Origin of the sequence: Pseudomonas chlororaphis (assembly GCF_001921865.1) — a bacterium.
Taxonomy (GTDB): domain Bacteria; phylum Pseudomonadota; class Gammaproteobacteria; order Pseudomonadales; family Pseudomonadaceae; genus Aquipseudomonas; species Aquipseudomonas chlororaphis_D.
The window spans coordinates 477,016-503,785 of sequence record NZ_MSCT01000019.1 but is presented as its reverse complement, the minus strand read 5'-3'; the positions used below and the strand labels follow the sequence as shown (position 1 = coordinate 503,785).

Genomic DNA, 26,770 nt, shown 5'->3' with positions numbered 1-26,770 from the left:
GCGATGCTCGTCAACGATGATGCGCACTCACTGGCTGAATGCGGCGCTTTCGGGTTCATCGCGAGCAAGCTCGCTCCTACAGGGGGTGATGCGGGTCAGACGCGGAACTGGTCCATCAGTTTCATCTGCTGGGTGGTCAGGGTATTGAGCTGGCTGCTGACCTGGGCCGATTCGGTGGCCTGCTCGGTCAGGGATTCGGTCACGCTGCGGATCGCCGAGACGTTGCGGTTGACCTCTTCGGCCACCGCGCTCTGCTGTTCGGCGGCGCTGGCGATCTGCAGGTTCATGTCGCTGATCACGGTGACCGCGTCGCTGATCTTGCCCAGGGCCTGCACCGCTTGCTGGATCTGCCCGGCGTTGCTCTGGGCCTGGGCCTGGCTCGAATGCATGGTCGCCACCACGCCGCGGGTGCCGCTCTGGATGCGTTCGATCACCTGGCGAATCTCTTCCACCGAGTCCTGGGTGCGCTTGGCCAGGTTGCGCACTTCGTCGGCGACCACGGCGAAGCCGCGGCCGCTTTCCCCGGCCCGCGCCGCTTCGATGGCGGCGTTGAGGGCCAGCAGGTTGGTCTGCTCGGCAATGCTGCGGATCACTTCCAGCACCGAGCCGATCTGCTCGCTGTTGACCGCCAGGGCCTCGACCTCGGTCACCGCCTTGCTGACTTCATCGGCCAGGGTGCTGATGTCGCGGGTGCTGCGCTCGATGATGGTCATGCCATCCTTGGCCGACTGGTCGGCGCCGCGGGCGGCATTGGCAGCGTTCGAGGCGCTGTTGGCGACGTCGTGGGCGGTGGCGCTCATTTCGTTGGAGGCGGTGGCCACCTGGTCGATTTCGCGGAACTGCACCTGCATGCCTTCGCTGGTCTGGCGGGCGATTTCCGAGGACTGGTCGGCGGTGCCGCGGGCGTCGACGATGCTCTGCTTGATCTGTGCGATGGTCGGTTGCAGCTTGTCGAGGAAGCGGTTGAACCAGCTCACCAGTTCGCCCAGTTCGTCTTTCTTCGTGTAGTTCAGGCGCTGGGTCAGGTCGCCGTCGCCGCTGGCGATAGCCTTGAGCATCTGCGCGACGCTGTTGATCGGCCGGGTCACGCCGGAGGCGGTCAGCCAGATCAGCAGCAGGCCAACCACACCAGCGATCGCGGCCACCAGCAGGGACACCAGGGTGCCTTGGGTCTGGGCGTCGTCGAGGACCGCCTGGAGCTTCACCGAGTCGGCCAGCAACACCTGTTCCGGCAGGTCGATCACCACGCCCCAGGGGCGGGCATCGGCAATCGGGCTGACCGGGTACACGGCGCGGATCAGGTCGCCCTGCTTGAGCACTTTCGGCGCCGCGCCGCCCAGCTGTTGCAGGACCTCCTTGCCTTCAGCGCCGAGGGTGTCGGCGATGTTCTTGCCAACCTTGGCCGGGTCGTTGCTGTAGGCAGCGAGGACGCCGCTGCCGGCGACGATCAGCATGTGCCCGGCGCTGTCGAACAGCCCGCGCTGGGAATCGACGGCCGCGGCTTGCAGGGAGTCCAGGGCGATGTCCACGCCGACCACGCCGATGACTTTGCCGTCGACGATCAGCGGCAGGGAAATGGTGGTCATCAGCATCAGCTTGCCGCCCACGGTGTCGGCGTAGGGGTCCAGCAGGCAGCTGCGCTTGTTGTCGCGCGGGCAGGTGTACCAGCTGTTGTACGGCGTGCCGCTGAGGCTCAGGGTGGTCTTGTTCATGTCCTCTTCGACCATCATCGTATTCAGCCCGGTGCCGCCGGCGCGGCTCCAGTAGCTGGCGAAGCGCCCGGCCTCGTTGGAGGCGCGGCCGGCGTCGTTGGCGAACTCGCTGTCCTTGCCGTCGAGGGCGTTGGGTTCGTAGGCGAGCCAGATGCCCAGCACCTTGGTGTTGCGCTCGAAGGCGGTTTTCAGGCTGTGGTTGAGTTCTTCGCGCAGCGTCGCGGCGTCCAGCGAGCGCTTGCCGGCCATGGCCCGCAGGTCGCTGACCTGATCGGCGAGGGCAGTGATCACCAGCAGGCTTTCGCCAAAGGTTTTCTGCACGCGCACCGCCTGTTCGGCGGCCCGGGCCTGCAGCAGGTTCTGCACGCTGTCGGTGAGCATTCGCGTACTGGAGCTGCTGACCAACCGATCGTTCTGGTTGGTCTGGTAGATGTTCATCCCGACGATCAGACCCACCACGCCGAGCAGGCACAGTCCGGACAGCAGCACGATTTTCAGGCGAATGGACAGAGAGTCGAACATGGGGCGATCTCGCGAATGGGTAGGTGATGAGCAGTGAGTCGATTGACTCGAGTCGCCAAGTCCATTCAGCGCCATGCCCGGAACATCGGCTTGGTCTGCATTTGCCTGAGAAAAATCTGATGAACGGTCATCTGTTTGACATACACGGGAGGACGCCCCGAGTGCCGGCCAGCGGGCGCCGGCAGCGTGATTGCGCTCAGGAGGCCTGGGCCAGAGCCTCCGGGCGCGACCAGATCCACAGATTGCCCAGGCCCATGCCGGCCAGCGCCAGGTACAGGCTCCAGTGATGGTTGAGCAGGCTCAGCATCAGGGTGGCGCACAGCAGCATGCTCACCGTGGCGCTGACCTTGGCCCGACGGCTGATGATCCGGCCGTTGCGCCAGTTGCTCAGGATCGGGCCGAACAGGCGGTGGTTTTCCATCCAGGCGCTCAGGCGCGGCGAGCTTTTGGTCGCGGCCCAGGCGGCCAGGAGCACGAATTCGGTGGTTGGCAGACCCGGTACGACGATAGCGATCAGGCCGATGGCCAGGCTGACGTACGCCAGGCAACCGAAGAACAGGCGGGAGGCTTTGGACGGAGAGCGGGTTGTACCGGTCATGGGTTCGATGGTGGCGGGCTTCAGGACGGTGGGACGGCTATCGCGAGCCAGCTCGCTCCTACAGGTTCAAGGCGATCCCTGTGTAGGAGCGAGCTGGCTCGCGATCAAAATGTCAGGCCAGCTCGGGTGCGGTGTCGTAGGCCTTTTCCAGCAATACGGTAAACCGGTTGAAGGCATCCAGCGCGCCTTTTTCCGCCGCGGCTTCTTCTTCGGCGCTGAATTCCATGCCGTCGAGGATGCGGGTGAAGGTTTTCCAACCCTCGGCGCGACCGCCGGCCGGCTCGCCCAGGTGGCGGGCACCGAAGGTTTCGCTGAGGCCCAGGCCTACGGCGCGCTTGATCAGGAACGCGGCGCCGAGCTTGGAACCTTCGGAAACGAAGATCCAGCCCAGGGCTTCGGCCTTGCTTGGGTGGCTGACGGCGCCGGCCACCGGGGCCGGGACTTCGGTGTCCAGGTCAGCGAGGTCGGCCTTGGCCGCGTCGGCGCGGCAGCGCTCGGCCAGGTCCGGGACGATGGCGATCAGCGCCGGGTCGTTGTACAGCGCCACCAGCTCGGACTGGAACAGGTACTGGGCGACGACGAAGCGGGCAAAGCTGCTGGCGCTCTCGAACGGCGCGTGGGCCTTGACCAGGGCGTCGAGCTTGGCATGGGGTTCGTGGGTGATCTGGTTCAGACGCTGGGAGCGCAGGCTCGGGCGCTGGGTGGAATCCTGGGCGGTCATGACGATGTCCTTGGGAAAATGAAAATGGGGCTACTTAAATGAGAGTCATTTGCTAACTAGACGAACAAGTAGACGCGGCACAGTAAAAAATCCTCACTGCGCCGCGGAAAAAGCGCAGTGAGGCGGGCACGATCAGATATCCCAGATCAGGTTGACCGCGAAGTTGCGACCCGGCTGGGTCAGGCGGTCGAGGTTGGCCGGGCTGAGCACGGCGGCTTCGCCGACGCTGTCGTAGCCGCGCACGTCATCCCACAGCCAGTACTTCTTGTCGGCCAGGTTGTAGACGCCGGCGCTGACGGTGACGTCGTCGGTGACCTTGTAGAAACCGGTCAGGTCGAGCACGCCGTAGCCTGGGGTCTTGAACTGGCTGCTGGTGCCGTCCGGGGTCTTGAAGGTGCTGTCGTCGACGCGGTCCTTCTTCTTCACCAGGGTCCAGCTCAGCAAGGCGCCGTAGTTGTCCTGGTCGTAGCCCAGGCCGAACACGCCGGTCAGCGGGTTGACCGCGTTCAGCGGCTCGCCGGTGTCGTTGTTGCGACCGTAGGCATAGGCCACCGAACCCTGGGTGTACAGGCCCTGCGGCGCGCCGAAGGTGTCGAGGTTGAGCCGGCCCTTGAGTTCCACGCCCTTGATGGTGGCGTGCTTGATGTTGTTGCTCTGGAACGTCAGCTCGTCGTAGCCCGGGGTCACGGCGTCTTCGTTGATGAAGTCGCGGTACTTGTTATAGAACACCGCCACGTCGAAGTTGCCCGACTCGAAGTTGCCGCGCAGGCCGGTCTCGTAGCTCTGGCTTTTCTCCGGCTTGAGGTTCGAGTTCGGCTCCACGCGGTAACCGGTGGTGTTGTTCTCGAAGCGGCCGTACAGCGCCTTGGCGGTCGGGGTACGGAAGCCTTCGGCGTACTGGCCGTACCAGGTGTACTGGTCGCTCAGGGCGTAGGTCAGGCCGAACTTGGGCGAGACCCGGTGCCAGGTCTTGTTCTCGTCGCTCACGGTACCCCGGCCGTCCGCGGCCACGGTGTTGAGGAACTCCTGGGTCACGTGCGGCTTGAGCTGGGTGTAGTCGTAGCGCAGGCCGGGGAGGAAGGTCCACTTGTTCCAGCTGATCTGGTCCTGGGCGAACAGGCTGTAGGTGTTGATGGTCGGGTCCGGGAAGTCGCTGGACTTCTTCAGCACGTCGGCCGGGCTGATGGCGCCGACCGCCGTGCAACCGCGGCCGACGGCCAGGCACGTGCCGCTGCCGCTGCGCGAGCCGGTGACCTTTTCCTGCTTGATAGTGGTGCCGTAGGTCAGCAGGTGCTCGGTTTCACCGATAGCGAAGGCCTTGTCGGCCTGGGCGTCGAAGACCCACTGCTTCTCTTCGTAGAGGGTTTCGCGGCTGCGCATGACGTTACGGGTGAACGGGAAGTAATTTTCCAGGGTGCTCTGGTCGGTCTTGGCGATCTGGTAGTTCAGGCTCCACTTGACGTGGTCGGCCACCAGGCTGTCGAGCGCGAAGTTGTTTTCCAGGCCGAAGCGCTCGCGGGTGATGGTGTCGTTACCGGTGCGCGAACGGTACATGCCCAGCGGCTGGCCGGCGTTGAACGGGCCGCCCACGGCGCTTTTCTGGTTGGTGTCGCGGTCGTCCTTGTACTTCTCGTAGGTCAGGCCCAGGCGTGCGTCGTCGGCATAGTTCCAGCCGGCCTTGGCCAGCACGTTGGTGGTGCGCACGTCTTCCGGGTTGGCGGCGGTGCGGGCCAGCCCGGTGCCGTTGTTGCTGCCGTAGGATTCGGTTTCGTGGCCGTCGCGCTGGCTGAAGTGCAGCAAGCCGTCGAACTCGCCGCTGCGCCCGGCCACGGTGGCGGATTTCAGCCAGCTGTCGTCCGCCGAGCTGTAGCCGGTCTTCAGGCGGGCGCCGACGTCCTGGCCAGGCTTGATGATGTCGTCCGGGTCGAGGGTGAAGTAGCTGACCGCGCCGCCGATGGCGTTGCTGCCGTACAGCACCGAGGCCGGACCGCGGAGGATTTCCACGCGCTTGATGATTTCCGGGTCGACGTAGTTGCGCTGGGTCTTGGCGTAGGGGCCGTTGAAGAAGCTGTTGGGAATCTCGACGCCGTCGACCTGGGTCAGGATGCGGTCGCCGTCGATGCCGCGGATGTTGTAGCCGCTGATGCCGCCGCGCTGGCCGGCGCCGCCGACCGAAACACCGGGCTCGTAGCGCACCAGTTCCTTGATGGTGTTGACGTTGTTGCGGTCCAGGTCCTGGCGGTCGTGGACGGTCACGGTGCTCGGGACGCTATTGATGTCCTGTTCCTGGCGCGTGGCGCTGATGGTCACCTGTTGCAGGTTCAGGGCGCCGCCGCTGGCGCGCTTTTCCAGGACGATATTGTTGTTGCCCAGCTTGCGGTAGCTCAGGTTGGTGCCCATCAGCAGGCGGTCCAGGGCTTTCTCCGCTGGCAGCGAGCCGCGTACGCCCGGCGACGCGATGCCTTCGCCGAGTTCCGCCGGCAGGCCGACCTGCCAGCCGGTGACGGCGGTAAAGGCATTCAGCGCCGAGACCAGCGGCTGCTGCTCGATGGCGAAGCTGTAGTCGCCCATGTTGCGCGTCGGCTGGGCCCCGGCGGTGGCGGCCATGACCGGCGCGGCCTGGGCGCCGGCCAGCAGGATGGCGGCGGTCAGCAGCGACAGCGTGCAGTTCTGCAGGCGAGCCTGGCGGGAAGGTGAAGCGGACCGGCTGTTGAGGCGAGAGGACATCGATAGTGCTCCGTGTCGCACGAATCTTTTATAGGTGCTGATTCGCCATCTTTAATGCGAATCAATTGCATTGGCTATAACGAGACGTACGACCGGTAGCGATCGCGTAAAAATAAATGCGTTCTAGTTGAGAATCACCAGGGCGGGAAATTCCTGCAGCCGCGCCGAGGTGATGTGAGCCAGCGAACGCACCACGTCCAGCGGCTGGTCGAGGCGGTAGTTGCCGGTGACGGCGACGTCGGCCAGGCGCTCGTTGGTGTTGATGATCCAGCCCGGGTAATAACGGCGCAGTTCGGCCAGCACCTGGTTCAGCGGGCAGTTCTCGAACACCAGCCGGCCCTGGACCCAGGCCAGGTCCTTGGCCGGGTCGAGCCGGGCCGGAAGGTCGAAACCGTTGGGGCCGATGCGGATGCTCTCGCCGGCCGACAGGCGCACCCGGGCATCGTCATGGGTGGCGCGCAGGTCGACGTCGCCGCGCTGCACCCGCACCTGGGCCACGCCGTCCAGGTAACGCACGGCGAAGGCGGTATCGCGCACGCTGGCGCGCACCGGGCCGGCGTCCAGTTCCAGCGGCTGGCTGCGGCTGGCGGGAATCTCGAAGAAGGCTTCGCCCTGGTACAGGCGGGCCACGCGCTGGCGTTCGTCGATGGTGCTGGAGAACGCCGAATTGGTATTGAGCAGGACTTTCGAGCCGTCTTCCAGTTGCAGGCGCTGGCGTTCGCCGACCACGGTCAGGTGGTCGGCCTGCAAGCGCAGCGGCAGGTTGCTGAAACTGAACAGACCGAGGATCAGCACCGCGGCAGTGGCCAGCGGCCGCCAGTGCGGGCGCAGGCGCGCGAGGACGCCGACCTTGGCCTTTTTCGCGCTCAGGCTTTGCGCGCAGCGGGCAATCTGCGGGCCGTTCCAGATCGCCTGCGCCTTGTCGAACGCTTCGGCGTGCAGGGGCGAGGCGTTCAGCCAGAGGTGAAATTGCCGGGTCTGTTCGGGGCTCGGGTTCTCCAGCAGGATCAGCCAGTCCAGGGCCTGGTCCATGGCTTGGGCCAGAGTGCCAGCGGGCGTTTCCCCGTCCTGGGCGGTCGGCCGGTTGCTGTGGGTGTCCGTCACGGGTGTTCCTCGGCTGTGTCTGTGCACGGCTGTTTTTTTAGATGGAGAGCGCAGGGCGGTCAAGGGTAACAAAGGGCCGCGGCTGACGCCCGCCCGGCGTGCTCTCAATGACCGTTCAAACGCTCGGCGACGCCGATGCAGATGGCCATGATCAGCTTCAGTTCCTTTTGCACGGTGCTCTGGGAGACGTCGAGTTTCTCGGCGATCTCCAGGTAGCTGTGGCCGTGCAGGCGGCTGAGGATGAAGATCTGCTGTTGGCGCGGGCTGAGTTGGGCAAGGCTCATGTTCAGGCGTTCCAGCAACTGTTCGGCATGGGCGGCATCCTCGGCGCTGCTCAGGGGCGCGGCAACGCTTTCGACCACGTCCAGGGGCACGTCCTCGAGCACGGTGCGGGCCTGGATGCGCCGTGAGCGCAGGTGGTCGAGCGCCAGGTTGCGGGCGGTCTGGAACACGAAGGGTTCAAGGTGGTCGATGGCCCGTTCGCTCAGCGCGCGGGTCACCCGCAGGTAGGTTTCCTGCAACAGGTCCTCGGCGGTGCTGTGGTTGTTGACCATCCGCTCCAGGGTACGCAGCAGCGAAACCCGCTGGGCGAGAAAGACATGATTGAAGTGCGATTGGCTCACAGCGGGACCTGGCTGATTTTTTCAGCAGATGATAATGCTTATCATCTACGTGCTTGGTCAAGTCCTTCGTGAATTATTGCCGCGCGCCGAGGTAGGCCGGGTAGTCCGGGATCCGGTAGGTGTGCGCCTGGTCCATCAGCGGGCTGGCAAGCAGGTAGTCGGCGCTGCATTCGTTGCAGGCCACCGGGATATTCCACACCGCCGCGACCCGCAGCAGGGCCTTGATATCGGGATCGTGGGGCTGGGGCTCGAAGGGGTCCCAGAAGAACACCAGCATGTCCACCCGCTGCTCGGCGATCCGCGCGCCGAGCTGCTGGTCGCCGCCCAGCGGGCCGCTGATCATGCTTTCCACCGGCAGGCCCAGGCGCTTGTGCAGCAGCAGGCCGGTGGTGCCGGTGGCCAGCAGTTCGTGCCGGGCGAGCCGCTCCTGTTGCCGTTCGGCCCAGTCGAGCAAGAAGCTTTTGCAGTGGTCGTGGGCCACCAGGGCGATGCGCTTGCGCGCGGGCATGGTGGCCTGGGTGAAGCTGATACCGATCATGGGTTGCCGCTCCTGCACCGATAGAACCAGCAGGAGCAGCCGAGGCTGCGATCTTTGTGCGCTTGAAGCTCCAGGTTGAAGTTCAAAAGATCGCAGCCTGCGGCCGCTCCTGCGTCGCCGGTCGCCTTCTTATTCGGCGTTGCACAAGGCCAGGCAGTTATCCAGCATGCGGTTGGAGAAGCCCCACTCGTTGTCGTACCAGGCCAGGACCTTGAGCAGCTTGCCGCCGCTGACCTTGGTGTGGTTGGCGTCGAAGATCGACGACAACGGGTTGTGGTTGAAGTCGCTGGAGACCAGCGGCAGGGTGTTGTAGCCGAGGATCTTCGAGTGCTGGCTGGCGCTCTTGAGCAGGGCGTTGACCTCTTCGCTGGTGGTGTCGCGCTTGAGCTGCACGGTCAGGTCCACCAGCGAGACGTTGATCACCGGCACCCGTACCGCCATGCCGGTCAGCTTGCCCGCCAGTTCCGGCAGCACCAGGCCCACGGCTTCGGCCGCGCCGGTCTTGCTCGGGATCATGTTCTGGGTGGCCGAGCGCGCGCGGTACGGGTCGCTGTGATAGACGTCGGTCAGGTTCTGGTCGTTGGTGTAGGCGTGGATGGTGGTCATCAGCCCGCTTTCGATGCCCAGCTCGCGGTTCAGCACCTGGGCCACCGGCGCCAGGCAGTTGGTGGTGCACGAGGCGTTGGAAATGATCTGGTGCGACTGGCGCAGGATGTCGTGGTTGACGCCGTACACCACGGTGGCGTCGGCGCCCTTGGCCGGGGCGGAGATAATCACCTTGCGCGCGCCGGCGCTGAGATGGGCGGCGGCCTTGGCGCGGTCGGTGAACAGGCCGGTGCATTCGAACACCACGTCGATCTTCTCGGCGGCCCAGGGCAGTTCGGCCGGGTTGCGGATGGCGCTGACGGCGATCCGGTCGCCGTTGACGGTCAGGCTTTCCTGGTCGTGCTGGACGTCGGCGTCGAAGGTGCCGTGGACGGTGTCGTATTTGAGCAGGTGGGCATTGATCGAGCTGTCACCCAGATCGTTGATGGCGACGATCTGCAGATCCTGACGATAGCCTTGGGTATAAAGTGCGCGCAGGACGTTGCGGCCGATGCGGCCAAAACCATTGATTGCGATTCGTAGAGTCATTAGAAAAGCGCCTGCCGTAGTTTTGTTGTTGGAATTACAAGATTATTCGCAAAAAAATAGAAAACAAGACTTTTTGGTGGCAATATTTTGTTTTATCTACAACGAGTGACCTGAATCAACTGGTCCACATGGTCAAGAAACCCACTGCCATCCCCTGTGCGGCGGGCGTTTTGATCAGCATAGACAAACAGGTCGCCACATCCGTTAGCCTGGAGTTCTACCCATGCATCCCCGCGTTCTTGAGGTCACCGAACGGCTTGTCGTGCGCAGCCGCGCCACTCGCGAGGCTTATCTCGCCCTGATCCGCGGCGCGGCCAGCGACGGCCCGCAGCGGGGCAAGCTGCAATGCGCGAACTTCGCCCACGGCGTCGCCGGCTGCGGTTCCGAAGACAAGCACAGCCTGCGCATGATGAACGCCGCCAACGTGGCAATTGTTTCGTCATATAACGACATGCTGTCGGCGCACCAGCCGTACGAGCACTTTCCGGAACAGATCAAGAAGGCCCTGCGCGAAATGGGCTCGGTCGGCCAGTTCGCCGGCGGCACGCCCGCCATGTGCGACGGCGTGACCCAAGGCGAAGCCGGCATGGAGCTGAGCCTGCCGAGCCGCGAGGTGATCGCGCTGTCCACCGCGGTGGCGTTGTCCCACAACATGTTCGACGCCGCGCTGATGCTCGGCATCTGCGACAAGATCGTCCCGGGCCTGATGATGGGCGCGCTGCGCTTCGGCCACCTGCCGACCATCTTCGTCCCGGGCGGGCCGATGCCGTCGGGCATTTCCAACAAGGAAAAGGCCGACGTGCGCCAGCGTTACGCCGAAGGCAAGGCGAGCCGCGAAGAGCTGCTGGAGTCGGAGATGAAGTCCTACCACAGCCCCGGCACCTGTACCTTCTACGGCACCGCCAACACCAACCAGTTGCTGATGGAAGTCATGGGCCTGCACTTGCCGGGCGCTTCCTTCGTCAACCCCTACACGCCGTTGCGCGACGCGCTGACCCATGAGGCGGCGCAGCAGGTCACCCGCCTGACCAAGCAGAGCGGCAACTTCACGCCGATCGGCGAGATCGTCGACGAACGTTCGCTGGTCAACTCCATCGTTGCCCTGCACGCCACCGGCGGCTCGACCAACCACACCCTGCACATGCCGGCGATCGCCCAGGCCGCGGGCATCCAGTTGACCTGGCAGGACATGGCCGACCTCTCCGAGGTGGTGCCGACCCTGTCCCACGTCTATCCGAACGGCAAGGCCGACATCAACCACTTCCAGGCCGCCGGCGGCATGGCGTTCCTGATCCGCGAACTGCTCGAGGCCGGCCTGCTCCACGAAGACGTCAACACCGTGGCCGGCCGCGGCCTGAGCCGCTACACCCAGGAACCTTTCCTGGACAACGGCAAGCTGGTGTGGCGCGACGGCCCGATCGAAAGCCTCGACGAAAACATCCTGCGCCCGGTGGCCCGGGCCTTCTCGCCGGAAGGCGGCTTGCGGGTGATGGAAGGCAACCTCGGGCGCGGGGTGATGAAAGTCTCGGCCGTGGCCTTGCAGCATCAGATCGTCGAAGCGCCGGCCGTGGTGTTCCAGGACCAGCAAGACCTGGCCGACGCGTTCAAGGCCGGCGAGCTGGAGAAGGATTTCGTCGCGGTGATGCGCTTCCAGGGCCCGCGTTCCAACGGCATGCCGGAGCTGCACAAGATGACGCCGTTCCTCGGCGTGTTGCAGGATCGCGGCTTCAAGGTCGCGCTGGTCACCGACGGGCGCATGTCCGGGGCCTCGGGCAAGATCCCGGCGGCGATCCACGTCAGCCCCGAAGCCCAGGTCGGCGGCGCGCTGGCGCGGGTGCGCGACGGCGACATCATTCGAGTGGATGGCGTAAAGGGCGTGCTGGAGCTTAAGGTAGACGCCGACGAATTCGCCGCCCGCGAACCGGCCCAGGGCCTGTTGGGCAACAATGTCGGCAGCGGCCGCGAATTGTTCGGTTTCATGCGTATGGCTTTCAGCTCGGCGGAGCAGGGCGCCAGCGCCTTTACCTCTGCCCTGGAGAACCTTAAGTGAAGTTAGCGCTGGTCGGTGACATTGGTGGAACCAATGCGCGTTTTGCGTTGTGGAAAGACCAGCGCCTGGAGTCGATCCAGGTGCTGGCGACGGCGGACCACGCCAGCCCGGAAGAAGCCATCGGCGTCTACCTGGGCGGGCTGGGCCTGGCGCCGGGGGCGATCGGCGCGGTGTGCCTGTCGGTGGCCGGCCCGGTCGGCGGCGACGAATTCCGTTTTACCAATAATCACTGGCGCCTGAGCCGCGCGGCGTTCTGCAAGACCTTGCAGGTCGACGAGCTGCTGCTGGTCAACGATTTCTCGGCCATGGCCCTGGGCATGACCCGGTTGCAGCCGGGCGAGTTCCGGGTGGTCTGCGAAGGCGCCGCCGAGCCGTTGCGCCCGGCGGTGGTGATCGGCCCGGGCACGGGCCTGGGTGTCGGCACCTTGCTGGATCTGGGCGAAGGCCGCTGGGCCGCGCTGCCGGGCGAGGGCGGGCATGTCGACCTGCCGCTGAGCAGCCCGCGGGAAACCCAGCTGTGGCAACACCTCTACAGCGAGATCGGCCATGTCAGCGCCGAGACGGCCCTCAGCGGCGGCGGCCTGCCGCGCCTGTACCGGGCGATCTGCGCGGTGGACGGGCATGCGCCGCTGCTCGATACCCCGGAAGCGATCACCGCCGCCGGGCTGGCCGGCGACCCCATCGCCCTGGAAGTGCTGGAGCAGTTCTGCTGCTGGCTGGGCCGGGTGGCAGGCAACAACGTGCTGACCACCGGCGGGCGCGGCGGCGTGTACATCGTCGGCGGCGTGATTCCGCGGTTCGCCGACTTTTTCGTCGAGAGCGGTTTCGCCCGTTGTTTTGCCGACAAGGGCTGCATGAGCGATTACTTCAAGGGCATTCCGGTGTGGCTGGTGACCGCGCCGTATTCGGGCCTGACCGGCGCCGGGGTGGCGCTGGAGCAGGCGCTTGCCTGATTGCGTGGGCCTGTGGAACACCACGTTTTGCTGATCCGTAAGGCATAATTCCGGCCCCATTCATAACAACAAAGGACGGCCCGCGTGAGTTCAGTCAGTAAGTCGATCTTGTTGGTGGATGACGATCAGGAAATACGCGAGCTGCTGGAGACCTACCTCAGCCGGGCCGGCTTCCAGGTGCGCAGCACGCCCGACGGCGCCGGCTTTCGCCAGGCGCTGAACGAGGCGCCCAGCGACCTGGTGATCCTCGACGTGATGCTGCCGGACGAAGACGGCTTCAGCCTGTGCCGCTGGATTCGCCAGCACCCGCGGGTGGGCCAGGTGCCGATCATCATGCTCACCGCCAGTTCCGACGAAGCCGACCGGGTCATCGGCCTTGAACTCGGCGCCGACGACTACCTGGGCAAACCCTTCAGCCCCCGCGAATTGCAGGCGCGGATCAAGGCCCTGTTGCGCCGCGCGCAATTCGGCCAGGAGCGTGCCGGCGGCGAGGTGCTGTGCTTCGACGAGTGGCGCCTGGACATGGTCAGCCACCGGCTGTTCCACAACGACGGCGAGGAAGTGATCCTCTCCGGCGCCGACTTCGCCCTGCTCAAGCTGTTCCTCGATCATCCCCAGGAAATCCTCGACCGCGACACCATCGGCAATGCCACCCGCGGGCGCGACCTGATGCCCCTGGACCGCATCGTCGACATGGCGGTCAGCCGCCTGCGCCAGCGTCTGCGCGACACCGACAAGCCGCCGCGGTTGATCCGCACCGTACGCGGCAGCGGTTACCAGTTGGCGGCCAACGTGGTTGCCGGCAATGCGCTCTGAGTTCCTGCGACCGTGGCTGGCGCGGGTACCGGTGCCGCGTTCGCTGCTGGGGCGGATGCTGCTGCTGACGCTGCTGGCGGTGTTGTTCGCCCAGGCCCTGTCCAGCGTGATCTGGGTTTCGCAATTGCGCGCCACCCAGCTCGAAGGCCTGGTCACCAGCGCCCGCAGCCTGGCCCATTCGATGACCGCCAGCGTCAGTTACTTTCGTTCGCTGCCGGTGGCTTACCGGCCGCTGGTGCTCGACCAGTTGCGCAGCATGGGCGGCACGCGTTTTGTGGTGACCCTCAACGACAAGCCGCTGGGCATGGAAGTGCTGCCCATCACCCCGCGCAAGCAGGCGGTGCTCAAGGCGGTGGAGGAAGTGTTGCGCCAATCCCTGGGTAACGACGCCTACATCTCGGTGACGTTCGTCAGCCCCGGCGACCTGCGGATCTTCAACGGCGGCCTGAAGCTCGACGAACTGCCGCGTTCCTGGGCGCACTACGCGCTGACCCTGGAACCGGTGAACCCGCCGGTGCTGGTCACGCAGATCCAGATGGCGCCGGGCGAGTGGCTGTACATCGCCTCGCTGTTGCCCGAGCCCTACACCAGCCTCGAAGAGCAGGGGCTGCCGGCGCAGCAGGTGTGGTTCATCGTGCTCACCAGTAGCTTCCTGCTGTTGTTCATCGGCCTGCTGGTGCATTGGCAGAGCCGGCCGCTCAAGCGCCTGGCGCGGGCCGCGCGGGACATGTCCCTGGGCGCCGACGTGCAGCCGGTGGCCGAGGGCGGCGGCAGCGAGGTGGTGGAAGTCGGTCGCGCCTTCAACGCCATGCGCGAGCGCATCAGCCGTTACCTGACCGAACGCAGCCAGTTGTTCAGCGCCATTTCCCACGACCTGCGCACGCCGATCACCCGCTTGCGGTTGCGGGTCGAGCTGCTGGAAGACGAGCAATTGCAGGCCAAGTTCGGCCGCGACCTCGACGAGCTGGAGTTGCTGGTCAAGGGCGCGCTGCAATGCGTCAAGGACACCGACATTCACGAGAACATCGAACCGGTGGACCTCAACCAGGTGCTCGACTGCCTGGTGGAGCCTTATGTGGCGCCCAACGGCAACGGCCGGGTGACCCAGCAGGGGCGGGCGCTGGCGCCGTATCCGGGCAAGCCCCTGGCGCTCAAGCGCTGCATGGGCAACCTGATCGACAACGCGCTGAAGTACGGGCAGAACGCCCACCTGCATATCGAGGACGACGCCAGCGCCTTCATCCTGCACGTCGACGACGAAGGCCCGGGCGTGCCGGAGCAACGCCTGGAACAGGTGTTCGAGCCGCACTTTCGCTTGTCCGGCCAGCAGCAGGGCTACGGCCTGGGCCTGGGCATCGCGCGCAACATCGCCCACAGCCACGGCGGCGAAGTCAGCCTGCAAAACCTGCGCGAAGGCGGCCTGCGCGTGACCCTGTACCTGCCGCGTTCCATGGATTGAACAGATCTCCTGTAGGAGCGAGGCTTGCCCGCGATAGCCGCGCAGCGGCGCTCGTTCAACCACACCGTGTCATCGTTGACGTTTTTCGCGAGCAAGCTTCGCTCCTACAGAAGCCCGGTGTTTTGTCACGGGTTGGTGACATTTCCTGTGAGTTTCGTTACCTGCCCGGGCGAACCCGTTGTTTAGACTCAAGCCCTTGATAAAAACAACAACAGGTCCGCCATGAACCTTATTCCCCTGACGTTCAGCAGTTGGCTGAATGCGCCTGCCCATCAGCAATGGCTGGCCAGCGAAGGCCAGCGCCTGCTGGCCTTCGCCCGCGCATCGAAGCTGCCCGAGGGCTTCGGCGACCTCGACGAGCGCGGACGCCTGCCGGCCGACGCCCGGGCCGGCACCATGAACACCGCGCGCATGACCCACAGTTTCGCCATGGCCCATATCCAGGGTTTGCCCGGTTACGCCGCGCTGGTGGACCACGGCATTGCCGCGCTCAACGGCGCGCTGCGCGATGCCGAGTACGGCGGCTGGTTCGCCGCCCCCGAGCATGGCGACGGCAACAGCGGCAAGGCGGCCTACCTGCATGCCTTCGTTGCCCTGGCGGCGAGTTCCGCGGTGGTGGCGCAGCGCCCCGGCGCCGAGGCGTTGCTGGCGGAGGCGATCCGGGTCATCGACACGTATTTCTGGAGCGAGGAGGAGGGCGCCATGCGTGAGTCCTTCAACCGCGACTGGAGCGAGGAAGAGGCCTATCGCGGCGCCAACAGCAACATGCACGCCACCGAGGCCTTCCTCGCCCTGGCCGACGTCACCCAGGACCCGCGCTGGCTCAGCCGCGCCCTGCATATCGTCGAGCGGGTCATCCATCAGCAGGCCGCCGCTGGCGAGTACCGGGTGGTCGAGCATTTCGACCGTCAGTGGCAGCCGCTGCCGGACTACAACCGCGAGCACCCGGCCGACGGTTTCCGCCCCTACGGCACCACCCCCGGGCACGCCTTCGAGTGGGCGCGGCTGTTGTTGCACCTGGAAGCCGCGCGCTGCCAGGCCGGCATGCTCACGCCCGGCTGGCTGCTGACGGACGCGCAGAAACTCTTCGACAACGCCTGCCGCGATGCCTGGGACGTCGATGGCGCGCCGGGCATCGTCTACACCCTGGACTGGCAGCAGCGCCCCGTGGTGCGCCAGCGCCTGCACTGGACCCACGCTGAAGCCAGCGCGACGGCCAGCGCCCTGCTGCAACGCACTGGCGATGAGCAATACGAAACCTGGTATCGACGCTTCTGGGAGTTCATCGCCGAGCACTTCATCGACCCCGTGCACGGCAGCTGGCACCACGAACTGGACAGCGCCAACAAACCCGGCGCCGAGATCTGGGCCGGCAAGCCGGACCTGTATCACGCCTGGCAGGCCGTGCTGATTCCGCGCTTGCCGCTGGCGCCGAGCATGGCTTCGGCCTTGGCGCAGGTGTCGAGGGTCTGTTGACCTTTGGTGGCGGCCGTCACCAAAGGTCAGCAGGCCCTCTAGACTGCAGGTTATGTAACCATGCGGTGACATTCGCGCGGCTGTTCGTTACCTGCGCGGGTAGAGCCTCTGTTTAAAATCCTATGCAGCGCAAGCTCCAGACTTGCATGCATAACAACAAGAAAGGTACATCTTCGATGAATGCGATTTCTCGTCTCGCTGCTGTCATTTCCGTTGCCTCGTTGTTCCCCCTCAGTGCATTCCCTCTCGTTTCCGTTGCCGCCGACGCCAAGGGCTCCGTGGAAGTCGTCCACTGGTGGACTTCCGGCGGCGAAAAGGCTGCGGTCGATGTGCTCAAGGCCCAAGTCGAAAAAGACGGTTTCACCTGGAAAGACGGCGCCGTCGCCGGCGGTGGCGGTGCCACGGCCATGACCGTGCTGAAAAGCCGCGCGGTGTCCGGCAACCCGCCGGGCGTTGCGCAGATCAAGGGCCCGGACATCCAGGAGTGGGGCAGCACCGGCCTGCTCAGCACCGATACCCTGAAAGACGTGGCCAAGGCGGAAAACTGGGACGGCCTGCTGTCCAAGAAAGTCTCCGACACCGTGAAGTATGAAGGCGACTATGTCGCCGTGCCGGTGAACATCCACCGCGTCAACTGGCTGTGGATCAACCCGCAAGTGTTCAAGAAAGCCGGGATCGACAAGGCCCCGACCACCCTCGAAGAGTTCTATGCCGCCGGCGACAAGCTCAAGGCCGCCGGTTTCATCGCCCTGGCCCACGGCGGCCAGCCATGGCAGGACAGCACCGTGTTCGAAGACGTGGTGCTCTCGGTCATGGGCGCCGACGGCTACAAGAAAGCCCTGGTCGACCTGGACCAGAAAACCCTCGCCGGCCCGGAGATGACCAAGGCCTTCACCGAGCTGAAGAAGATCACCGGCTACATGGACCCGAACCGCGCCGGGCGCGACTGGAACATCGCCGCCGCCGACGTCATCAACGGCAAGGCCGGGATGCAGATGATGGGCGACTGGGCCAAGAGCGAGTGGACCGCGGCGAAGAAAGTCGCCGGCCAGGACTACCAGTGCGTGGCTTTCCCGGGCACCGACAAGGCCTTCACCTACAACATCGACTCCCTGGCGGTGTTCAAGCTCAAGGCCGATCGCAAAGGCGATATCGCCGCGCAGCAGGACCTGGCCAAGGTCGCCCTGGGCAAGGACTTCCAGAAGGTCTTCAGCATCAACAAGGGTTCGATCCCGGTGCGTACCGACATGCTCAACGACATGGCCGCGCAAGGCTTCGATTCCTGCGCCCAGGCGGCGGCCAAGGACTTCCTGGCTGACGACAAGACCGGCGGCCTGCAACCGAGCATGGCGCACAACATGGCCACGTCCCTGGCCGTGCAGGGCGCGATCTTCGATGTGGTGACCAACTTCATGAACGACAAGGACGCGGACCCGGCCAAGGCCAGTGCGCAGCTGGCATCGGCCGTCAAGGCTGCCCAGTAAGTCAGAACGCCGCGGGCTTGCCCGCGGCCGTTCCCGATCTCCCCTGTAGGAGCGAGGCTTGCCCGCGAAGGCGGTGCACCAGTCGACATGAGTGTTGAATGTCAGTCCGCAATCGCGGGCAAGCCTCGCTCCTACAGTTACTCATTTCTTCGAATTGGATTATCCCGATGAGCTCTGTGGCGGTTTTCAGCAAAGCCTCACCGTTCGACGCGCTGCAGCGCTGGCTCCCCAAGTTGGTCCTGGCGCCAAGCATGCTGATCGTCCTGGTCGGTTTTTACGGTTACATCATCTGGACGTTCATTCTGTCCTTCACCAATTCCAGCTTCATGCCGAGCTACAAGTGGGTCGGCCTGCAGCAATACCTGCGCCTGATGGACAACGATCGCTGGTGGGTGGCGAGCAAGAACCTGGCGCTGTTCGGCGGCATGTTCATCGGCATCAGCCTGGTGCTCGGGGTGTTCCTCGCGGTACTGCTGGACCAGCGCATCCGCAAGGAAGGCTTTATCCGCACCGTGTACCTGTACCCCATGGCGCTGTCGATGATCGTCACCGGCACCGCCTGGAAATGGCTGCTCAACCCCGGCCTGGGCCTGGACAAGATGCTCCGCGACTGGGGCTGGGAAGGCTTTCGCCTGGACTGGCTGGTGGATCAGGACCGGGTGGTGTACTGCCTGGTGATCGCCGCCGTGTGGCAGGCCTCGGGCTTTGTCATGGCGATGTTCCTCGCGGGCTTGCGCGGCGTCGACCAGTCGATCATCCGCGCCGCCCAGGTCGACGGCGCGAGCCTGCCGACCATCTACCTGAAGATCGTCCTGCCGAGCCTGCGCCCGGTGTTCTTCAGCGCCTTCATGATCCTCGCGCACATCGCCATCAAGAGCTTCGACCTGGTGGCGGCGATGACCGCCGGTGGCCCAGGCTACTCCTCCGACCTGCCGGCGATGTTCATGTATTCCTTCACCTTCAGCCGCGGGCAGATGGGCATCGGCTCGGCCAGCGCCATGCTGATGCTGGGGGCGGTATTGACCATCCTGGTGCCGTACCTGTACTCGGAACTGCGAGGCAAGCGCCATGACTAACCCGCTCGGAAAACCGGCGCTGAACTTCAGCCGTATCGCCATCTACGCCACCCTACTGCTGGCCGCGGCGGTGTACCTGGTACCGCTGGTGGTGATGCTGCTGACCAGCTTCAAGACCCCGGAAGACATCCGTACCGGCAACCTGCTGAGCTGGCCGACCGTGATCGACGGCATCGGCTGGATCAAGGCCTGGGACACCGTGGGCGGCTACTTCTGGAACTCGGTGAAGATCACCGTGCCGGCGGTGATCATCTCGACCTTCGTCGGCGCCATGAACGGCTACGTGTTGTCGATGTGGCGCTTTCGCGGCTCGCAGCTGTTCTTCGGCCTGTTGCTGTTCGGCTGCTTCCTGCCGTTCCAGACCGTACTGCTGCCGGCGTCCTTCACCCTCGGCAAGTTCGGCCTGGCCAACACCACCAGCGGCCTGGTGCTGGTGCACGTGGTCTACGGCCTGGCGTTCACCACGCTGTTCTTCCGCAACTACTACGTGAGCATCCCGGACGCCCTGGTCAAGGCCGCGCGCCTGGACGGCGCGGGCTTCTTCACCATCTTCGGCAAGATCCTGCTGCCGATGTCGGTGCCGATCATCATGGTCTGCCTGATCTGGCAGTTCACCCAGATCTGGAACGATTTCCTGTTCGGCGTGGTGTTCGCCAGCGGCGACGCGCAGCCGATCACCGTGGCCCTGAACAACCTGGTCAACACCAGCACCGGGGCCAAGGAATACAACGTTGATATGGCGGCGGCGATGATCGCCGGGCTGCCGACACTGCTGGTCTACATATTCGCTGGCAAGTATTTCCTGCGTGGGCTGACGTCCGGCGCGGTCAAGGGGTAACAGATGGCAACTCTCGAATTACGCAACGTCAACAAGACCTACGGCAGCGGCTTGCCGGACACCCTGAAGAACATCGAGCTGAAGATCGACGACGGCGAGTTCCTGATTCTCGTGGGGCCCTCGGGCTGCGGCAAATCCACCCTGATGAACTGCATCGCGGGCCTTGAGAACATCAGCGGCGGGGCGATCCTGGTGGACGACGCCGACATCAGCGGCATGAGCCCCAAGGATCGTGACATCGCCATGGTGTTCCAGTCCTACGCGCTGTACCCGACCATGAGCGTGCGCGACAACATCGCCTTCGGCCTGAAGATCCGCAAGATGCCGGCCGCCGAGATCGACGAGGAAGTGGCGCGCGTCGCCAAGCTGCTGCAGATCGAGCATTTGCTCGGCCGCAAGCCCGGCCAGCTCTCCGGCGGCCAGCAACAGCGCGTGGCCATGGGCCGGGCCCTGGCGCGGCGGCCGAAGATCTACCTGTTCGACGAGCCGTTGTCGAACCTCGACGCCAAGCTGCGGGTCGAGATGCGCACCGAAATGAAACTGATGCACCAGCGCCTGAAGACCACCACGGTCTACGTCACCCACGACCAGATCGAAGCCATGACCCTGGGCGACAAGGTGGCGGTGATGAAGGACGGCATCATCCAGCAGTTCGGCACCCCGAAGCAGATCTACAACGACCCGGCCAACCTGTTCGTGGCGAGCTTCATCGGTTCGCCGCCGATGAACTTCATCCCCCTGCGTCTGCAGCGCAAGGACGGCCGTTTGCTGGCCCTGCTGGACAGCGGCCAGGCGCGTTGCGAGCTGCCCCTGGGCACCCAGGAAGCGGGCCTTGAGGACCGCGAAGTGATCCTCGGCATCCGTCCGGAACAGATTGCCCTGGCGACCGGCGAAAGCAACGGCCTGCCGACCCTGCGCGCCGAGGTCCAGGTCACCGAGCCGACCGGTCCCGACACCTTGGTGTTCGTCGAACTCAATGGCACCAAGGTCTGCTGCCGCCTGGCGCCGGATGTGGCGCCGCAGGGCGGCGAAACCCTGACCCTGCAATTCGATCCGGCCAAGGTCTTGCTGTTCGATGCCAAGAGTGGCGAGCGCCTGGGTGTTGCGGCCCCTGCGCAAGCCGAGGCCCGCGCCGACAACGTGGCGCAGTTCAAGGGGCGTTGAATCACTGAGTGCGTGGCGGATGGCCTGTCATCCGTCGCAAAGGGTGTAAACCGCGTTAGAGAAAAACAGTTAATAACAATAAAGACGAGGATGTAGGGATGAAAAAGAACAGCACCAACGCACGCTTGATCTGCCAGTTGTCTGCGATTGCGGCAATGACCCTGGCCGGTAGCGCGCACGCCGACGAGGCATTCGGCGCCGACTCGAAATGGATGACCGGCGACTGGGGTGGCGAGCGGACCAAGCTGATCGAGCAGGGTATCGACATCAAGGCCGACTACGTCGGCGAGATGGGCGCCAACCTGCACGGCGGCTACAACGACGACAAGACCGGACGCTACAGCGACCAGTTCGGCCTGGGCGTGGCGCTGGACCTGGAAAAACTCTGGGGCTGGGACAACACCCAGGCCAAGATCCAGCTGACCAACCGTAACGGCGAAAACATCTCCAACGACCGCATCGGCGACCCGCGTGCAGGCACCCTGAGTTCGTCCCAGGAAGTCTACGGCCGTGGCCACATGGTGCGTCTGACCCAACTGTGGATCCAGCACCAGTTCCTCGACGGCAAGCTGGACGTCAAGGCCGGTTACTTCGGCGAAGGCGAAGACTTCAACACCTTCCCCTGCGACTTCCAGAACCTGGCGTTCTGCGGCTCCCAGGTGGGCAACTGGGCGACCAACATCTGGTACAACTGGCCCGTCAGCCAGGCCGCGTTGCGGGTGAAGTACCACATCACGCCTGAGTTGTACGCGCAGATCGGCGCCTACAACCAGAACCCGTCGCAAACCGAGATGGGCAACGGCTTCAAGCTCAGCGGCAGCGGCACCAAGGGCACCGTGTTGCCGGTCGAACTGGTCTGGTCGCCGAAGGTCAACAACCTGCCGGGCGAATACCGCGTCGGTTACTACAAGAGCACCGCCGATGCCAGCGACGTGCGCGAAGACGTCAATGGCCAGGACGCCGCCCTCACCGGCGACGCCTACCGCGAGCACAGCAGCAAGCACGGCTACTGGTTCGTCGCGCAGCAGCAGTTGACCACTCACAACGGCGATGCCTCGCGCGGCCTGAATATTGCGGCCAACGCCACGTTCCACGACAAGGACACCAACTTCATCGACAACTATCAGTCGCTGATGCTGGTGTACAAGGGGCCGTTCGACGCCCGTCCCAAGGACGACGTGGGCATCGGTTTCGCCCGTATCCATGTCAACGACGACGTGAAGAAAAACGCCGAGTTGCTCAACCAGGCCAACGGCGTCAGCAACTACGACGATGTGAGTTTCTCGCCGATCCGCGAGACCGAGTACAACTACGAAATCAACTACGGCTTCCATGTCACCAACTGGCTGACCGTGCGCCCCAACCTGCAATACATCACCCATCCAGGCGGTGTGGATGAAGTCGACAACGCCCTGGTGGCCGGCCTGAAAATTCAGTCGGTGTTCTAACGCTGTTGCTATAAGCTCCTCCTTCTGTGTGCGCATTTTCGCGGATGGCCCTGGCTATCCGCTTTTTTTTGCAGGGGGCGAATTCGTTCCTTGTGGCCGCATGACGAATATCGAGACAGCAATGATTTTCAGGACCGTGGCCCATGCATGAGCAGCCGCTGCAACGCTTTTTCAGATCCTTGCGCGAGCGCCCGACCTTCGCCTGGGAGCGGTATCAGATGCGCGATGTGTTGGTGATCGACCACCCGCTGTGCCAGGCGGTGTTCAGTCGCCAGGGCGCGCAGTTGCTGCATTTCCAGCCGACCGGGCAGAAGCCCTGGCTGTGGTGCGCGGCGAAGTGGCCGCAAGTCGGGGCGATCCGTGGCGGGGTACCGGTGTGCTGGCCCTGGTATGGCCGTCACCCGAGCGAAAACGCCTGGCCGTCTCATGGCTGGGCGCGGCTGATCGACTGGAAGCTGCTCGACAGCCGCAGCGACGACGACGGTGTCTACCTGCACTGGCAATTGCAGTTGTGCGACTGGCAGGTCGACCTGCATGCGCACCTTGGCGAACACATGGACCTGCGCCTGAGCACCGAACATCAGGACAGCCTGCCGTGCCAGCTGAGCCAGGCTTTGCACGCTTACTGGCGTATTGGCGACGTTGGTGAGGTAGCGCTGTCTGGGCTCGACGGCGCCGAGGGTTACGACCAGTTGAACCGCCAGGCGTGCCGGCAGACAGGCGAGTTGCGGGTCGATGGCGGCTGCCAGCGGGTGTTCCAGCACGAGGGCGAATTGCAGCTCAAGGACCACGCCTGGCAGCGCGAGTTGCGCATCGATACCGGCGACACCGCCGACACCGTGGTCTGGCATCCGGGCAGCCGGCCGTTGCTGGGGGTGAGCTGGAGCGAGGTGTGCGGGTTCGTCTGCGTCGAGGCGGCGGCGGGCGGTACCGACAGCCTGTGCCTGGCGCCGGGGGAGCGGGCGCACTTGAGCTTGCAGGCGCGGGCGGGGAACGAGGTCGGCGTTCGGGCTTGAGGGCCCATCGCGAGCAAGCGCGCTCCTACAGGTTCAATGGGGGACTGTAGGAGCGAGCTTGCTCGCGATTCAGTTGAACTCGTCGCCCACCGGGTAGCGGCTGGCGTTGAGGCTTTCCTTGATCTTGCGCAGGTGCGGCTGGAAGTCCACGCCGCGGCGCAGGGTCATGCCGGTGGCGAGGACGTCGAGCACGGTGAGCTGGATGATCCGCGAGGTCATCGGCATGTAGATGTCGGTGTCTTCCGGCAGCGGGATGTTCAGGCTCAGGGTGCTGGCCTTGGCCAGTGGCGAACCGGCGGCGGTCAGGCCGAGCACCGAGGCACCGTTTTCCCGGGCGATGCGCGCCACTTCCACCAGCTCGCGGGTGCGCCCGGTATAGGAAATGATCACGAACAGCTCGCCGGTATGGGCCACCGAGGCGATCATCCGTTGCATCAGCACATCGGCGTGGGCGGTGACCGCCAGGTTGAAGCGGAAGAACTTGTGCTGGGCGTCGAGGGCCACCGGGGCCGAGGCGCCAAGGCCGAAGAAGTGGATCTGCCGGGCCTGGATCAACAGGTCGACGGCGCGGCTGATCAGGTTCGGGTCCAGCGCCTGGCAGGCGCTGTCGAGGGACGCGATGGCGCTGCCGAAGATCTTCTGGGTGTAGGCTTCGGGGTTATCGTCGGCTTCCACCGCGCGGCTGACGTAGGCCGCGCCGCTGGCCAGGCTCTGGGCCAGTTGCAGTTTGAGTTCCGGGTAGCCGCTGACGCCGAACGAGCGGCAGAAACGGTTGACCGTCGGCTCGCTGACCGAGGCGGCCTGGGCAAGCGCGGCGATGCTGAAGCGGGTCGCCTGCTGCGGGTTGAGCAGGATGACTTCGGCGACTTTACGTTCGGCCTTGTTCAATTCTTCAAGGCGATTCTGGATCTGTTCCAGAAGATTTCGCACGCGGTCCATTAAGGTTTTCCTGGGTCGACAATGCAAAGGAAGCCGGTCTTAACCGGTCTTTGGCGGTGGCCTATCCTACTGATGGCTCCGACGGACCACCACTTCGAATCTGTATTTTGCAAAAATGTTGTAGTTATTACTACATTTTCCCTTGAGTGATGCCTTGAAAAAAGGTATTTGTAGCTTAACTTGATAAAAGAACAAACATCATGCCTTCGATAACGGTTGAACCCTGCACCTTTGCCTTGTTTGGCGCGCTGGGCGATCTGGCGCTTCGCAAATTGTTCCCTGCCTTGTACCAACTCGATGGCGCCGGCCTGCTGCACGACGACACGCGCATCCTCGCCCTGGCCCGCGAACCGGGCAGCGAACAGCAGCACCTGGCGTTCATTGAAGCCGAATTGCGCAAATATGTAGGGGCCAAGGACATCGATGCCGCGGTGCTGGAGCGCTTCCTGGCGCGCCTGCTCTATCTGCACGTGGATTTCCTCAAGGCCGACGATTACCTGGCCCTGGCCGAACTGGCCGGGCGCGAGCAACGGCTGATCGCCTATTTCGCCACGCCGGCGGCGGTGTACGGCGCCATCTGCGAGAACCTGTCGAAGGCCGGCATGACCGACAACACCCGTGTGGTCCTGGAAAAGCCCATCGGCTCGGACCTGGAGTCGTCGCGCAAGGTCAACGACGCGGTGGCGCAGTTCTTCCCGGAAAACCGCATCTATCGCATCGACCACTACCTGGGCAAGGAGACGGTGCAGAACCTGATCGCCCTGCGTTTCGCCAACAGCCTGTTCGAGACCCAGTGGAACCAGAACTACATTTCCCACGTGGAAATCACCGTGGCCGAGAAGGTCGGCATCGAAGGTCGCTGGGGCTATTTCGACAAGGCCGGCCAACTGCGGGACATGATCCAGAACCACCTGCTGCAACTGCTCTGCCTGATCGCCATGGACCCGCCGGCCGATCTTTCGGCCGACAGCATCCGCGACGAGAAGGTCAAGGTGCTCAAGGCCCTCGCGCCGATCAGCCCGGAAGGCCTGACCACCCAGGTGGTGCGCGGCCAGTACATCGCCGGGCACAGCGAAGGCAAGGCGGTGCCGGGGTACCTGGAGGAAGAGAATTCCAACACCCAGAGCGACACCGAGACCTTCGTCGCGCTGCGTGCCGACATCCGCAACTGGCGCTGGGCCGGGGTGCCGTTCTACCTGCGCACCGGCAAGCGCATGCCGGAGAAGCTGTCGCAGATCGTCATCCACTTCAAGGAACCGTCGCACTACATCTTCGCCCCCGAGCAGCGCTTGCAGATCAGCAACAAGCTGATCATCCGCCTGCAACCGGACGAAGGTATTTCCCTGCGCGTGATGACCAAGGAACAGGGCCTGGACAAGGGCATGCAACTGCGCAGCGGTCCGTTGCAGCTGAATTTTTCCGATACCTATCGCAGCGCGCGGATTCCCGACGCCTACGAGCGGTTGTTGCTGGAAGTGATGCGCGGCAATCAGAACCTGTTTGTCCGCAAAGATGAAATCGAAGCCGCGTGGAAGTGGTGCGACCAGCTGATTGCCGGCTGGAAGAAATCCGGCGACGCGCCCAAGCCGTACGCGGCCGGGTCGTGGGGGCCGATGAGTTCGATCGCACTGATCACGCGGGACGGGAGGTCATGGTATGGCGATATCTGAATTGAAACTGCCCGAGGGCGTGCACGCCCACGAATTCCGCAGCCCGACGTTGCTGGCCGAAGGCCTGGCGCTGAAGGTGGCGGGGCAACTGAGCCAGGCGCTCCAGGCGCGCGGCGAGGCCACCCTGGTGGTGTCCGGCGGGCGTAGCCCGGTGGCGTTTTTCCAGCACCTGGCCAAGCAGCCACTGGACTGGTCCAAGGTCCTGGTGACCCTGGCGGACGAGCGCTGGGTGCCGGTCGAACACGCTGACAGCAACGCTGGCCTGCTCAAGCGCTACCTGCTGCAAGGCCCGGCGGCCAAGGCCACGTTCCTCAGCCTCTACAGCGCCGCGGCGAACCTCGAAGAGGCGGCGCTTCAGGCCGACCGCCTGTTGGCCGAGCTGTCGGGCATCGACGTGCTGATCCTCGGCATGGGCGACGACGGGCATACCGCGTCGCTGTTCCCCAACAGCCCGAACCTGAGCGAGGCCCTGCAAGCCGATGGCCAGCGTCGTTGCTGGCCGATGCTGGCGCCGAGCGTACCGCATCAGCGCCTGAGCATGAGCCGCGCGCTGCTGGCTTCGGCCGCGTTCAGCGTGCTGTCGATTTCCGGTCAATCCAAGTTGACCACCCTAAGTGCCGCACTGGCCGGTGACGATGTCGCCGCGATGCCGATTCGTGCCTTCCTGCAACCTCCGTTAGAGATTTACTGGTGCCCATGAGC

22 protein-coding genes are annotated in these 26,770 nt (G+C 64.5%); 13 read left to right on the top strand and 9 right to left on the bottom strand.

Annotated elements, in window-relative coordinates; genetic code table 11:
• Nucleotides 1-95 precede the first annotated feature (95 nt).
• The 8 genes from BTN82_RS22530 to gap form a co-directional block, all read right to left on the bottom strand.
• Nucleotides 96-2,234: a methyl-accepting chemotaxis protein gene (locus BTN82_RS22530; RefSeq protein ID WP_075121291.1), complete on the bottom strand. Its 2,139-nt coding sequence runs from the start codon at nucleotides 2,232-2,234 to the stop codon at nucleotides 96-98.
• A 196-nt stretch (nucleotides 2,235-2,430) separates the two neighbouring features.
• Entirely contained in the window at nucleotides 2,431-2,832 is a 402-nt protein-coding gene (locus BTN82_RS22525; RefSeq protein WP_075121290.1) for a YbaN family protein, read from the bottom strand.
• Nucleotides 2,833-2,944: 112 nt separating this feature from the next.
• Nucleotides 2,945-3,553, bottom strand: a complete 609-nt coding sequence (locus BTN82_RS22520; protein ID WP_075121289.1) for a biliverdin-producing heme oxygenase — start codon at nucleotides 3,551-3,553, stop codon at nucleotides 2,945-2,947.
• A gap of 132 nt (nucleotides 3,554-3,685) precedes the next feature.
• Nucleotides 3,686-6,280 (bottom strand): TonB-dependent receptor, encoded by a 2,595-nt coding sequence (locus tag BTN82_RS22515; protein WP_075121288.1) that lies wholly within the window; start codon nucleotides 6,278-6,280, stop codon nucleotides 3,686-3,688.
• 123 nt (nucleotides 6,281-6,403) lie between these two features.
• Complete coding sequence (locus tag BTN82_RS22510; RefSeq protein WP_075121287.1) at nucleotides 6,404-7,384, bottom strand: FecR family protein; 981 nt, start codon at nucleotides 7,382-7,384, stop codon at nucleotides 6,404-6,406.
• A gap of 104 nt (nucleotides 7,385-7,488) precedes the next feature.
• The gene (locus tag BTN82_RS22505) at nucleotides 7,489-8,007 is read right to left on the bottom strand and encodes an RNA polymerase sigma factor (protein ID WP_075121286.1); all 519 of its coding nucleotides are present in this window, start codon (nucleotides 8,005-8,007) and stop codon (nucleotides 7,489-7,491) included.
• Nucleotides 8,008-8,080: 73 nt separating this feature from the next.
• Nucleotides 8,081-8,545, bottom strand: a complete 465-nt coding sequence (locus BTN82_RS22500; RefSeq protein ID WP_075121285.1) for a methylglyoxal synthase — start codon at nucleotides 8,543-8,545, stop codon at nucleotides 8,081-8,083.
• Nucleotides 8,546-8,674: 129 nt separating this feature from the next.
• On the bottom strand, nucleotides 8,675-9,679 hold the full coding sequence (gap, locus tag BTN82_RS22495) for a type I glyceraldehyde-3-phosphate dehydrogenase (protein ID WP_075121284.1): 1,005 nt from the start codon (nucleotides 9,677-9,679) through the stop codon (nucleotides 8,675-8,677).
• A 223-nt stretch (nucleotides 9,680-9,902) separates the two neighbouring features.
• On the opposite strand from gap, the gene edd reads away from it, so the two are divergent.
• The 11 genes from edd to BTN82_RS22440 all read left to right on the top strand — a co-directional run bounded on the left by edd (nucleotide 9,903) and on the right by BTN82_RS22440 (nucleotide 23,459).
• The gene (edd, locus tag BTN82_RS22490; RefSeq protein WP_075121283.1) at nucleotides 9,903-11,729 is read left to right on the top strand and encodes a phosphogluconate dehydratase; all 1,827 of its coding nucleotides are present in this window, start codon (nucleotides 9,903-9,905) and stop codon (nucleotides 11,727-11,729) included.
• Nucleotides 11,726-12,682 (top strand): glucokinase, encoded by a 957-nt coding sequence (locus BTN82_RS22485; protein WP_075121282.1) that lies wholly within the window; start codon nucleotides 11,726-11,728, stop codon nucleotides 12,680-12,682. The genes edd and BTN82_RS22485 overlap by 4 nt, the downstream gene beginning before the upstream one ends.
• 84 nt (nucleotides 12,683-12,766) lie before the next feature.
• Nucleotides 12,767-13,498: a response regulator gene (locus tag BTN82_RS22480; RefSeq protein WP_075121281.1), complete on the top strand. Its 732-nt coding sequence runs from the start codon at nucleotides 12,767-12,769 to the stop codon at nucleotides 13,496-13,498.
• A 31-nt stretch (nucleotides 13,499-13,529) separates the two neighbouring features.
• The gene (locus tag BTN82_RS22475; RefSeq protein ID WP_222610226.1) at nucleotides 13,530-14,957 is read left to right on the top strand and encodes an ATP-binding protein; all 1,428 of its coding nucleotides are present in this window, start codon (nucleotides 13,530-13,532) and stop codon (nucleotides 14,955-14,957) included.
• A 222-nt stretch (nucleotides 14,958-15,179) separates the two neighbouring features.
• Nucleotides 15,180-16,433 (top strand): AGE family epimerase/isomerase, encoded by a 1,254-nt coding sequence (locus tag BTN82_RS22470; RefSeq protein WP_075121279.1) that lies wholly within the window; start codon nucleotides 15,180-15,182, stop codon nucleotides 16,431-16,433.
• Nucleotides 16,434-16,609: 176 nt separating this feature from the next.
• Complete coding sequence (locus tag BTN82_RS22465) at nucleotides 16,610-17,917, top strand: ABC transporter substrate-binding protein (RefSeq protein ID WP_075121278.1); 1,308 nt, start codon at nucleotides 16,610-16,612, stop codon at nucleotides 17,915-17,917.
• 167 nt (nucleotides 17,918-18,084) lie between these two features.
• The gene (locus BTN82_RS22460; RefSeq protein ID WP_075121277.1) at nucleotides 18,085-18,993 is read left to right on the top strand and encodes a carbohydrate ABC transporter permease; all 909 of its coding nucleotides are present in this window, start codon (nucleotides 18,085-18,087) and stop codon (nucleotides 18,991-18,993) included.
• Entirely contained in the window at nucleotides 18,986-19,831 is an 846-nt protein-coding gene (locus tag BTN82_RS22455) for a carbohydrate ABC transporter permease (RefSeq protein WP_075121276.1), read from the top strand. Before BTN82_RS22460 ends, BTN82_RS22455 begins: the two co-directional genes overlap by 8 nt.
• Before the next feature lie 3 nt (nucleotides 19,832-19,834).
• Complete coding sequence (locus BTN82_RS22450; RefSeq protein ID WP_075121275.1) at nucleotides 19,835-20,995, top strand: ABC transporter ATP-binding protein; 1,161 nt, start codon at nucleotides 19,835-19,837, stop codon at nucleotides 20,993-20,995.
• A gap of 98 nt (nucleotides 20,996-21,093) precedes the next feature.
• Nucleotides 21,094-22,443, top strand: a complete 1,350-nt coding sequence (locus BTN82_RS22445) for a carbohydrate porin (protein ID WP_075121274.1) — start codon at nucleotides 21,094-21,096, stop codon at nucleotides 22,441-22,443.
• A 143-nt stretch (nucleotides 22,444-22,586) separates the two neighbouring features.
• Nucleotides 22,587-23,459, top strand: coding sequence for a D-hexose-6-phosphate mutarotase (locus BTN82_RS22440; protein ID WP_075121273.1), 873 nt, complete (start codon nucleotides 22,587-22,589; stop codon nucleotides 23,457-23,459).
• 69 nt (nucleotides 23,460-23,528) lie between these two features.
• Here the strand turns inward: BTN82_RS22440 and BTN82_RS22435 are convergent, their stop codons facing one another.
• On the bottom strand, nucleotides 23,529-24,389 hold the full coding sequence (locus BTN82_RS22435; RefSeq protein WP_186828436.1) for a MurR/RpiR family transcriptional regulator: 861 nt from the start codon (nucleotides 24,387-24,389) through the stop codon (nucleotides 23,529-23,531).
• A gap of 209 nt (nucleotides 24,390-24,598) precedes the next feature.
• Between BTN82_RS22435 and zwf the strand changes: the two genes are divergently transcribed.
• Together zwf and pgl are read left to right on the top strand one after the other, a co-directional pair.
• Nucleotides 24,599-26,068 carry a glucose-6-phosphate dehydrogenase gene (gene zwf / locus BTN82_RS22430; protein ID WP_075121271.1) on the top strand — a complete coding sequence of 490 codons (1,470 nt, stop codon included), beginning with the start codon at nucleotides 24,599-24,601 and terminating at the stop codon, nucleotides 26,066-26,068.
• On the top strand, nucleotides 26,055-26,768 hold the full coding sequence (gene pgl / locus BTN82_RS22425; protein ID WP_075121270.1) for a 6-phosphogluconolactonase: 714 nt from the start codon (nucleotides 26,055-26,057) through the stop codon (nucleotides 26,766-26,768). Before zwf ends, pgl begins: the two co-directional genes overlap by 14 nt.
• Nucleotides 26,769-26,770: the final 2 nt, after the last annotated feature.